Origin of the sequence: Pseudooceanicola lipolyticus (assembly GCF_002786325.1) — a bacterium.
In the GTDB taxonomy this organism is placed as follows: Bacteria; Pseudomonadota; Alphaproteobacteria; order Rhodobacterales; family Rhodobacteraceae; genus Pseudooceanicola_C; species Pseudooceanicola_C lipolyticus.
The window spans coordinates 1-9979 of record NZ_PGTB01000143.1 but is presented as its reverse complement, the minus strand read 5'-3'; the positions used below and the strand labels follow the sequence as shown (position 1 = coordinate 9979).

Annotated in this window: 10 protein-coding genes; 7 read left to right on the top strand and 3 right to left on the bottom strand. The window is 65.1% G+C overall.

Going from position 1 to position 9979, the window contains the following annotated elements; all coding sequences use genetic code 11:
* Positions 1 to 164 precede the first annotated feature (164 nt).
* Positions 165 to 1004: a universal stress protein gene (locus CVM52_RS20670; protein WP_100164306.1), complete on the bottom strand. Its 840-nt coding sequence runs from the start codon at positions 1002 to 1004 to the stop codon at positions 165 to 167.
* A 203-nt stretch (positions 1005 to 1207) separates the two neighbouring features.
* Here CVM52_RS20670 and ccoN point away from each other — a divergent pair, with 203 nt between their 5' ends.
* Genes ccoN through ccoP form a run of 4 tightly spaced genes read left to right on the top strand, consistent with a single transcriptional unit; the run spans position 1208 to position 4618 of the window.
* Positions 1208 to 2812: a cytochrome-c oxidase, cbb3-type subunit I gene (gene ccoN, locus CVM52_RS20665; RefSeq protein ID WP_100164305.1), complete on the top strand. Its 1605-nt coding sequence runs from the start codon at positions 1208 to 1210 to the stop codon at positions 2810 to 2812.
* A gap of 13 nt (positions 2813 to 2825) precedes the next feature.
* Positions 2826 to 3557, top strand: coding sequence for a cytochrome-c oxidase, cbb3-type subunit II (gene ccoO, locus CVM52_RS20660; protein ID WP_100164304.1), 732 nt, complete (start codon positions 2826 to 2828; stop codon positions 3555 to 3557).
* Between the two features lie 9 nt (positions 3558 to 3566).
* Positions 3567 to 3752, top strand: a complete 186-nt coding sequence (locus tag CVM52_RS20655) for a cbb3-type cytochrome c oxidase subunit 3 (protein WP_100164307.1) — start codon at positions 3567 to 3569, stop codon at positions 3750 to 3752.
* A complete protein-coding gene (gene ccoP, locus CVM52_RS20650) occupies positions 3749 to 4618 on the top strand; it encodes a cytochrome-c oxidase, cbb3-type subunit III (RefSeq protein WP_100164303.1) in 870 nt (289 codons plus the stop codon). Before CVM52_RS20655 ends, ccoP begins: the two co-directional genes overlap by 4 nt.
* A gap of 87 nt (positions 4619 to 4705) precedes the next feature.
* On the opposite strand, the gene CVM52_RS27050 is transcribed toward ccoP, so the two are convergent.
* Positions 4706 to 4861 (bottom strand): hypothetical protein, encoded by a 156-nt coding sequence (locus CVM52_RS27050; RefSeq protein ID WP_172721054.1) that lies wholly within the window; start codon positions 4859 to 4861, stop codon positions 4706 to 4708.
* A gap of 101 nt (positions 4862 to 4962) precedes the next feature.
* On the opposite strand from CVM52_RS27050, the gene CVM52_RS20645 reads away from it, so the two are divergent.
* Positions 4963 to 5883: a LysR family transcriptional regulator gene (locus tag CVM52_RS20645; RefSeq protein WP_100164302.1), complete on the top strand. Its 921-nt coding sequence runs from the start codon at positions 4963 to 4965 to the stop codon at positions 5881 to 5883.
* Here CVM52_RS20645 and CVM52_RS20640 read toward each other — a convergent pair.
* Complete coding sequence (locus CVM52_RS20640) at positions 5838 to 7940, bottom strand: M10 family metallopeptidase C-terminal domain-containing protein (RefSeq protein WP_172721053.1); 2103 nt, start codon at positions 7938 to 7940, stop codon at positions 5838 to 5840. The two genes, CVM52_RS20645 and CVM52_RS20640, sit on opposite strands and share 46 nt — an antisense overlap.
* Before the next feature lie 320 nt (positions 7941 to 8260).
* Between CVM52_RS20640 and ccoG the strand changes: the two genes are divergently transcribed.
* Both ccoG and CVM52_RS20630 read left to right on the top strand, forming a co-directional pair.
* Positions 8261 to 9691, top strand: coding sequence for a cytochrome c oxidase accessory protein CcoG (gene ccoG, locus CVM52_RS20635; RefSeq protein ID WP_100164300.1), 1431 nt, complete (start codon positions 8261 to 8263; stop codon positions 9689 to 9691).
* Positions 9692 to 9694: 3 nt separating this feature from the next.
* Positions 9695 to 9979 (top strand): FixH family protein (locus tag CVM52_RS20630; protein ID WP_172721052.1); only part of this gene is annotated, 285 nt, incomplete at its 3' end.

Below are 9979 nucleotides of genomic sequence, written 5' to 3'. Positions count from 1 at the left end.
TGCGGCGCGGGGTGACGCCCGGCAATGCGCCGGCGCTGGCGGCACTGATCGCCGAGGCACTGAAGGCCAACGATCCGGCCGGCGTGGCCGCGCGCACCGCCGAAATGCGGGCCGGGTTCCGGGGCCTGCATTTTGTCCGCAGCTGAGCGCCGGGCCGGCGCCGCCTAATGCGCCATCAGCACCGGGATGCTGGCGTTTTCCAGCATGTTGCGGGTGGCGCCGCCCAGGATCGCCTCGCGCAGGCGGGAATGGCCATAGGCGCCCATCACGATCAGGTCCGAGCCGGTGTCGGTGGCGTGGCGGATCAGCACGTCGGAAATGCGCGGGACGGTTTTGGACAACACGTCGATTTCGCATTTCACCCCGTGGCGGGACAGCATCTGGCTGAGCATGCCGCCCGGATCCGACCGTTCCGGCCCGTGCTGGGGTGGGTCGATCACGGTGATGCGGGCGTTTTTGGCCATCTTGAGGAAGGGCAGCGATTTGCGGATCGCGGCCAGTGCCTCGACGCTTTCGTTCCAGGCGATGACCACGCTGGACGGGTTGACCAGCGGCTGCGCGTCGTCCGGCACCACCAGCACCGGGGCGCGGCCATCGAACAGCGCCGCCTCGACCAGCGCCTCGGCCTCGACCCCGCGATTTTCGCCATAGGGTCGCGGTGCGATCACCAGATCGGCAAACCGGGCGTGATGCCCGACATAGCGGCCCAGATCGGCCAGCTGCGCCACCCCGGCCTCTGACGACCAGCGGATGCCGGCCTGTTTCAGCCGGGTTTCGGCATGGGCCAGGATGTCTTCGGATTCCGCCCGCGCGCGTTCGATCGATTCCTGCAGGATCATCGCATTGGCGCTGGCATAGTAAAATCCGGCATGGGTGCGGTCGACCCCCAGGCACAGCGCCTCGGCATGGGCATCCTGCGCCTGGGCCAGCGCCGTGATCTGGCGCAGTGCCGCATCGGCAAAGCGCGTATCGGTCAGGACGGTAAGAAGCGATTTGTAAGTCATGCTGGACCTCGCGAGATCTGAGTTCTTGCTGCGGCGCCCGGCGCGGCCGGCGCCGCAGGTTCAAGTATAACTCGCATGTCCGCGTTTGCCGCGTCTTGATGCAGATCAAGGCGCGGCATCGCCGGGTTCTGCATCAACGCGCCCATCAGAACCCGTTCCCGGCGGCAGTCAAATCCGCAGGGGGCAAGGCGAAGGGGCAATAAATGTCTAATTATATCAAGCTGATCGTGCTTGGTGTCATCACGCTTGTGGCGATGATGGGAATCAATTTCGCGCGCGATCCGGCCTATCTGGTGCATGCCGTCCTGATCATGTGCGTGGCCGGCGGGCTGTTTCTTTACACGTTGCAGCGTGTCGGAGAGCCGGTCGTGCCGGTCCGCCAGACCGAATATTTCGACTCGGTCGTGCGCGCCGGTGTCATCGCAACCTGTTTTTGGGGGGTCGTCGGATTCCTGGTCGGCGTGGTGATCGCCTTTCAGCTGGCCTTTCCCGAGCTGAATATCGAGGCGCTGCAAGGCTATGCCAATTTCGGCCGGCTGCGGCCGCTGCATACCAGCGCGGTGATCTTCGCCTTTGGCGGCAACGCGCTGCTGTGCACCTCGTTCTTCGTGGTGCAGCGCACCAGCGCGGCGCGGCTGTGGGGCGGCAACCTGGCCTGGTTCGTGTTCTGGGGCTATCAACTGTTCATCGTGCTGGCGGCGACCGGCTATGTGCTGGGTGCGACCCAGTCCAAGGAATATGCCGAGCCGGAATGGTATGTCGACCTGTGGCTGACGGTGGTCTGGGTGGCCTATCTGGCGGTGTTCCTGGGCACCATCATCAAGCGCAAAGAGCCGCATATCTACGTGGCGAACTGGTTCTACCTGAGTTTCATCGTCACGGTCGCCATGCTGCACGTGATCAACAACCTGGCGCTTCCGGTGTCGTTCTGGGGGTCGCGCTCGGTGCATGTGATGGCGGGCGTGCAGGATGCGATGACGCAATGGTGGTACGGCCACAATGCGGTGGGTTTTTTCCTGACCGCGGGGTTTCTGGGGATGATGTATTACTTCGTGCCCAAGCAGGCCGAACGCCCGGTCTATTCCTACAAGCTGTCGATCATCCACTTCTGGGCGCTAATCTTCCTCTATATCTGGGCCGGCCCGCACCATCTGCATTACACCGCCTTGCCGGACTGGGCCTCGACCCTGGGCATGGTGTTTTCCGTGGTGCTGTGGATGCCGTCCTGGGGCGGGATGATCAACGGGCTGATGACGCTGAGCGGCGCCTGGGACAAGCTGCGGACCGATCCGGTGCTGCGGATGATGGTGATCTCGCTGGGATTTTACGGCATGTCCACCTTCGAAGGGCCGATGATGTCGATCCGGGCGGTCAACTCGCTGAGCCATTACACCGACTGGACCATCGGCCATGTGCATTCCGGCGCGCTGGGCTGGAACGGCATGATCACCTTCGGCGCGCTGTATTTCCTGGTGCCGGTGCTGTGGAAACGCGACCGGCTGTATTCCCTGCCGTTGGTCAGCTGGCACTTCTGGCTCGCCACCATCGGCATCGTGCTCTACGCCGCGTCGATGTGGGTGACAGGCATCCTCGAAGGGCTGATGTGGCGCGAGGTGGATGCCAACGGCTTCCTGGTGAACAGCTTTGCCGACACCGTCGCCGCCAAGTTCCCGATGTATGTGGTGCGCGGCCTGGGCGGGGTTCTGTACCTCGCGGGTGCGATGATCATGGCCTACAACCTGTGGATGACTGTGCGACGGGCGCCCGCAAGGGACGTTTCGCCTGCAGCCGCCATTCCGGCCGAATAAGGAGGGCCGATTGATGGCAATTCTCGACAAACACAAGATCCTGGAAACCAACGCGACGCTGCTGCTGATCTTCAGCTTTCTGGTGGTCACCATTGGCGGGCTGGTGCAGATCGTGCCGCTCTTCTACCTGGAAAACACCATCGAGAAGGTCGAGGGGATGCGCCCCTATACGCCGCTGGAGCTGACCGGGCGCGAGATCTATATCCGCGAAGGCTGCTATGTCTGCCACAGCCAAATGATCCGGCCGATGCGCGACGAGGTCGAACGCTATGGCCATTATTCGCTGGCGGCCGAATCGATGTATGACCACCCGTTTCAATGGGGGTCCAAGCGGACCGGGCCGGATTTGGCGCGCGTCGGCCTGCGCTATTCCGACGAATGGCACGTCGACCACCTGCGCGACCCGCAATCGGTGGTGCCGGAATCGGTGATGCCGAAATACGGCTTTCTCGAACGGCGGATGATCGAGGGCGAACATGTGCAGGATCTGATGGTGGCCCACCGCCGGGTGGGGGTGCCCTATAGCGATGCGATGATCGCCCATGCCGCCGCCGATTTCCGAGCCCAGACCGACCCGTTCGGCGACTTCGACGGGCTGTTGGAGCGCTATGGCGAAGACAGCGTGCAGGTGCGCAATTTCGACGGCCAGCCGGGCATTTCCGAGGCCGACGCCCTGGTTGCATATCTGCAGATGCTGGGCACGCTGGTCGATTTCTCGACCTTCACTCCCGATGCCAGCCGCTAGGAGGCCATGATGGAACTTTACACGCTTTTGCGCCAATTCGCCGACAGCTGGATGCTGCTGGCCCTGTTCGTCTTCTTTGCCGGGGTTATCCTGTGGGTGTTCCGCCCCGGCAGCAGCAAGACCTATGCCCAGACCGCGGCGATTCCGTTCCGCAATGACAGCAAACCGGCCGAACCCGGGGAGGAGCGGAAATGAGCGATCAGCCCAACAAACAACCGGGCGATCCCGACACCACCGGCCACAGCTGGGACGGGATCGAGGAATTCAACAACCCGCTGCCGCGCTGGTGGGTCTGGCTGTTCTATCTGACCATTATCTGGGGCATCGGCTATACCATCGCCTATCCGGCCTGGCCGCTGGTGAACCGGGCCACCGCCGGAATCCTGGGCTATTCCACCCGCGCCGAGGTCACCGAACAGATCGCCGAGGCCGAGGCGGCCAATGCCGCGATCAACGGGCGGCTGGCCTCGGTCGAACTCACCGCGATTGCGGGTGATCCCGAGTTGAACGGCTATGCGGTGTCGGCGGGGGCGGCGGTGTTCCGCACCTGGTGCGCGCAATGCCACGGGTCGGGCGCGGCGGGGGCCAGGGGCTATCCGAACCTGCTGGATGACGACTGGCTGTGGGGCGGCGATATCGCGGCGATCCACGCCACCGTCAGCCACGGGATCCGCACCGAGGAGGATCCAGAGGCGCATTATTCCGAGATGCCAGCCTTTGGCCGCGACGGGTTGCTAGAGCGTGCGCAGATCGAACAGGTGGTGAATTACGTGATGTCGCTGTCGGGCGATCCGCGCGATGCCGATCTGGTGCAGCAGGGCGGTGAGGTGTTTGCCCAGAACTGCCTGTCCTGCCATGGCGAGGGCGGGCTGGGCGACCGCAGCCAGGGGGCGCCGAACCTGGCCGATGCGATCTGGCTCTATGGCGGCGAGTACGACGCGCTGATCGAGACGGTGAGCAACGCGCGCTTTGGGGTGATGCCGGCCTGGGGCGACAGGTTGACCGAGGCGCAGATCCGCGCGGTGTCGGCCTATGTACACCAGCTCGGGGGCGGAGAGTAGGGTTTGGCCCCGAAGGCGGCGGCGCCGCCTTCGGTCGGCTCAGGCTGGCGCGGCCCTTGCGGGCCGTGCCGTGGCAGTTGCGCCCGGTCAGAGCCGGTCGAGATCGACGCAGCGGCTGCGGTCGAACCACCAATGCCCGGCGGGCAACCAGCGCCGGCCCTTGGGTTTGGCCTGCACATCATAGACACGGGTGCAATCGCTGCGCGTGGCGGTCATGAAAGATTTGGCATAAATTCCCAGCATCTCGGGTCCTCCTATGAATGTCGTTTCTGATGCTCATACTTGATCGGGCGGCGTGAAAATGCGACTCAATCAGAAACGCGAAATGTAAGCTGGAATTACACATGGATTGGCGCGACATGCCCCCGCTCGCCGCGCTGCGGGCCTTTGCCGCCTTTGCCGAGACCGGCGACGTGGTCAGCGCCGGCGCGGCGCTGAACGTGACTCATGCGGCGATCAGCCAGCATTTGCGCGCGCTGGAGCGTCACCTGGGCGTTGCCCTGCTGGACCGGTCGGGTCGCGCGCTGACCCTAACTGGTGAGGGCGAACAGCTGGCGCAGGCGCTGACGGTGGGGTTCGGCGCGATCGGCTCGGTGGTGCAGGAACTGACCGGGCGCGACGCCGCGCGCCCGGTGCACCTGTCGGTCACGCCGTCCTTTGCCGCAAATTGGCTGATGCCGCGCCTGCCCGAGTTTCGCATGGCGCATCCCGATATCGATCTGATGATCGACCCCTCGGCCAAACTGGTCGAACTGACGCCGGGCGGCATCGACATCGCCCTGCGCTTTGGCGCCGGCGGCTGGGCGGGGCTGGACAGCGAGTTGCTGATCGCAACGCCGATGGTGGTGATCGCCGCACCGGGAATGCTGGCCGGGCGCACCATCCGCGACCCCGAGGAACTGACCGACCTGCCCTGGCTGGAAGAGTTGGGGTCGTCCGAGGCGTCAAACTGGCTGCAGGGGCGCGGGGTGGCGCGCGGGCTGGTCGGGCGGCGTGTGCAGATGCCGGGCAACCTGGTTCTGGAGGCGGTGCGCGCCGGGCAGGGCGTGGCGGTCAGCACGCGGCTGTTTGTCGAGGCCGATGTGGCGGCGGGGCGGGTCACCATCCTGTTCGAGGATCCCGATACCGGCGCGGGGTATCACCTGGTCACGCGGCCGGGGATGCTGCGTGCTCCGGCGCGCAAGGTTGCCGCCTGGCTGCGCCGGATGGCACGCGAGGATCAGATGATGGCCAGAACGCCGGACAGCGCGTCGAGATCGGAATAGCCGGTCAGCGTCAGGGTATTGCCGCCGCCGAAATCAAAGATGGTATCGCCGGTTTCGGCACTGGCCAGGGCCATCACATCGGATTTCCGATAGCTCTGACCGGTCCACAAGACGTCGTCGACGCGCAGCCGGTCATTGCCGAAATCCTCGATCACGTCGACGCCGCCATTGTAGATGAAGGTGTCGCGCCCGTTGCCGCCGGTCAGGCGGTCATCTCCTGATGATCCGTCCAGCAGGTCGCGCCCGCCATTGCCGAACAGCAGGTCGTTCTGCGCGCCGCCATCCAGCGTGTCGCGCTTGCCGCCGCCCTTCAGCGTGTCATCGCCATCGCCGCCTAGCAGGCTGTCCTTGCCACCCGCACCGATCAGTTGATCATTGCCACCGCGCCCGGCCAGAAGGTCGTCGCCCTTCAGCCCCCTCAGCACGTTGCGCACATCATCGCCATAGAGGCTGTCATCGAAGAGGGTGCCGGACAGGTTCTCGATCGCGGTCAGCGTATCACCCGCCGCGGCGCCGGAATTGAGCGCGGAATCGGCCAGGTCGACCACCGCGGCCAGGATCGAGGCGCGGTAATCGGCCAGGTCGATGCCGTCGCCGCCGTTCAGCGCATCGGCGCCGGTGCCGCCGATCAGCGTGTCCCTGTCGGCGCCGCCCTCCAGCGTGTCGTTGCCGCTGCCACCGTTCAGCGTGTCATTGCCGGCTGCGCCGCGCAGGGTATCCTCGCCGCCATTGCCCAGCAGAGTGTTGGCGGCGGCGTTGCCCAAGACGGTGTCATCACCCAGCCCGGCGCGAAACTCTTCGATCACCGTGCCGCGCGCGATCACCAGGTTGCCGGTTTCGCCATCGACGTCCGAGGCCGACTCGGCATTCAGGTTGACGTTCTGGTCCCAGACATCGAAGGACAGGTCGATGATGTCATAGCCGCCGATGTCCCAGATCGTCGCGGCGAAGGAATCGCCGGTATAGACCGTACCGCCGGAAATGCTGGTGCTGGTCATCGCGCTGTAAAGCTGGCCCAGCCAACTGGACCCCAGCGTATGCCCGGCGCCATAAACGGTATCACCGGCGGTCAGCGAACTCGTCCCGGCCGCGCCATAGAGCGACTGGACGGCGATGATATCGGCGCTCATCGCGGTCACAACCTCGGCATAGCTCGCCGTGGTCTGGGTGTTTTCGTATTGGTTGAAATAGGACATGACCGACACCTGCCAGCTGTCATTGGCAAAGGTGTTCTCGGTGCCGTAGGTGGCCGAGCCGTTGTAGTTGCCCAGATGTCCCAGGCCCAGCGCGTGACCGATTTCATGCACATAGGTCTGAAAGCCGTAAGAGCCCAGTTCCGCGCCGTATTCGTCGATCCAGCCGGTGGAGATGTTGATGTCGGCCGAAATGGTATAGCCGCCACTTTGCATATATTCGGCATAGGCGCCGGTATTGGCGTCATCAAAGGTGATGTCGGCGCTGCCGGTGGTTTCGGCAAAGGCGATATCGGCCACCGCCTCCCAGGTTTCCAGCGCCCATCGCGCCAGTTGCTGGCCGGTTTCGGTCAGGCCGGCCAGGTTGACGCTGATGACATTGTTGGTGCGGGTGTCGAAGCGATGCGGAATTTCGCCACCGTCGGTCCAATAGCCGCTGGTGAGATAGGCGGCCAGCGTGTCGAGGTCGGCATCCGTGGGCGGCGGTGGCGGCGGCGGTGCCTCGGCCGTCACGTCCAGCCGGTAGGTGCCGGTCGTGGCCGAATACCCCCGCGCCATCACATAATAGGTGCCGGTGCTTTCGGCGGTGAAGGACATGTAGGATTCGGTGCCTTCGCCGCCATCGTCATTGCCGGCTAGATAGGTGCCGGCGCTGTCATAGATCGCGGTGATCGGGTCGCTCAGCGTGCCCGCGCCGCTGGGCGAGGCCAGCAGGTCGATGTCATAGGTGGTGCCCGCCTGCAGCGTGATCGCCACCCAATCGCGGTCGCCGGCGCTTTCGATCAGACCCTCGAAGGACCCGTTAACCTCCATCGTGTAAGATGTGGAGATGTTGTCCGCGGCATCGGCGGTTTCGGTGGTCACCGGGGCCGCGTTGAGTGCGCCATAGTCGCAATCCGTCGCGTAGGGGCGGAGGGCTGAACAAATCGTACACATCTGCGGCAATCACCCTGAATAACATCTGCCCCGTGTTGTTCCGGGCAAATGTGGCGAAAACCCGCGTCATAATGTGGCAATCCCGGGTGGCACGGGCCCGGGTGGCGCGGGACCGCAGGCTATCGCCGCGGCACGCTCGCACCAACTGAAATCTGCAGGCGATGGCGGATTTATTGACTCAGGTCAAAGTGGCCTTGGCCGGGCTCTGCCAGAACGGGGGCGAGAAATGACAGCCCGAGTATGTTTGCGTGAGCGAAACCAGCCCCGCCCCCAGCCTGTATGCCGCGCGCGAACCGGTGTTTCCGCGCCGGGTCAGCGGCTATTTCCGCAGCCTGAAATGGCTGATTCTGGCGGGCACGCTGGGGATCTACTACCTGACCCCCTGGCTGCGCTGGGACCGGGGGCCGGACCTGCCCGACCAGGCGGTGCTGCTGGATCTGGCGCATCGGCGGTTCTATTTCTTCTGGATCGAGATCTGGCCGCACGAATTCTACTTTGTTGCCGGGTTGCTGATCATGGCCGGGCTGGGGCTGTTCCTGTTCACCTCGGCGCTGGGCCGGGTCTGGTGCGGCTATGCCTGCCCGCAAACGGTGTGGACCGACCTGTTCATCCTGGTCGAACGCTGGATCGAAGGCGACCGCAACGCGCGGCTGCGGCTGCACCGGCAAAAGAAATGGGATCTGCGCAAGGCGCGGCTGCGGCTGACCAAATGGGCGGTCTGGCTGCTGATCGGGCTGGCCACCGGCGGTGCCTGGGTGTTCTATTTCGCCGATGCGCCGACTCTGTTGGGCGACCTGGTCAGCGGCCAGGCGCATCCGGTCGCCTATACGACGATGGCGATCCTGAGCTTTACCACGTTTTTCTTCGGCGGCTTCGCGCGCGAACAGATCTGCATCTATGCCTGCCCCTGGCCGCGGATCCAGGCGGCGATGATGGACGAGGACACGCTGACCGTCGGCTATCGCGACTGGCGGGGTGAACCGCGCGGCAAACACCGCAAGGAGGAGCAGGCGGCGCAGCGGGGCGATTGCATCGATTGCATGGCCTGCGTGAATGTCTGCCCGATGGGGATCGACATCCGCGACGGCCAGCAGATGGAATGTATCACCTGCGCGCTGTGCATCGACGCCTGCGACGACGTGATGGCCCGGATCGGCAAGCCGCGGGGGCTGATCGACTATCTGGCGCTGTCGGACGAGCCGCGCGAACGGGCGGGCGAGGCCCCGCGCCGGGTCTGGGCGCATGTGTTACGGCCGCGCACGCTGCTTTACACCGCGCTGTGGGCGCTGGTGGGCATCGGCCTGGTCTTTGCGCTGTTCATCCGTCCGGCGGTGGAGGTGACGGTCGCGCCGGTGCGCAACCCGACCTATGTCACCCTGTCCGACGGGTCGATCCGCAACACCTATGACTTGCGGCTGCGCAACAAGAACACCGAGGCGCGGCAGTTCCGCCTGTCGGTGGGCGGCGATCCGGCCCTGCGGGTGCAGCTGGAAGGCGCCGCGGAGCCAATCGTGGGCGTGCCGGCGGATACGGTGCAGCTGATGCGGGTTTATGTGGTGTCGGCGCCCGGTTCCGGTCCGGCAGCGGCGGCCTCGGTGCCGGTGCGGTTCTGGATCGAGGACCTCGGCAATGGCGACCGCGCCTTCAAGGACACGACCTTTAACGGAACGGGAGATTGAGCGATGGCGGAGCGGCAGTTTACCGGCTGGCACGCGGCGGCGGTGTTTGGCGGCGCCTTCGGGGTGATCATCGCGGTGAACATCACCCTGGCGGTCCAGGCGGTGGGCACCTTTCCGGGGCTGGAGGTGAAAAACGCCTATGTCGCCAGCCAGGAATTCAACCGCCGCCGCGACGCGCAGGAGGCGCTGGGCTGGACCGTGCAGGCCGGTCACGGCGCGGGCCGGGTGACGCTGGACATCACCGACCGCAGCGGCGCGCCGGTGCGGGTGGCTGATCTGCGGGTGGTG

What these genes read in the sequence shown, in the direction of transcription:
- CVM52_RS20670 (WP_100164306.1), bottom strand. Translation starts at nt 1,004, where the DNA reads ATGACTTACAAATCGCTTCTTACCGTCCTGACCGATACGCGCTTTGCC.
- ccoN (WP_100164305.1), top strand. Translation starts at nt 1,208, where the DNA reads ATGTCTAATTATATCAAGCTGATCGTGCTTGGTGTCATCACGCTTGTG.
- ccoO (WP_100164304.1), top strand. Translation starts at nt 2,826, where the DNA reads ATGGCAATTCTCGACAAACACAAGATCCTGGAAACCAACGCGACGCTG.
- CVM52_RS20655 (WP_100164307.1), top strand. Translation starts at nt 3,567, where the DNA reads ATGGAACTTTACACGCTTTTGCGCCAATTCGCCGACAGCTGGATGCTG.
- ccoP (WP_100164303.1), top strand. Translation starts at nt 3,749, where the DNA reads ATGAGCGATCAGCCCAACAAACAACCGGGCGATCCCGACACCACCGGC.
- CVM52_RS27050 (WP_172721054.1), bottom strand. Translation starts at nt 4,861, where the DNA reads ATGCTGGGAATTTATGCCAAATCTTTCATGACCGCCACGCGCAGCGAT.
- CVM52_RS20645 (WP_100164302.1), top strand. Translation starts at nt 4,963, where the DNA reads ATGGATTGGCGCGACATGCCCCCGCTCGCCGCGCTGCGGGCCTTTGCC.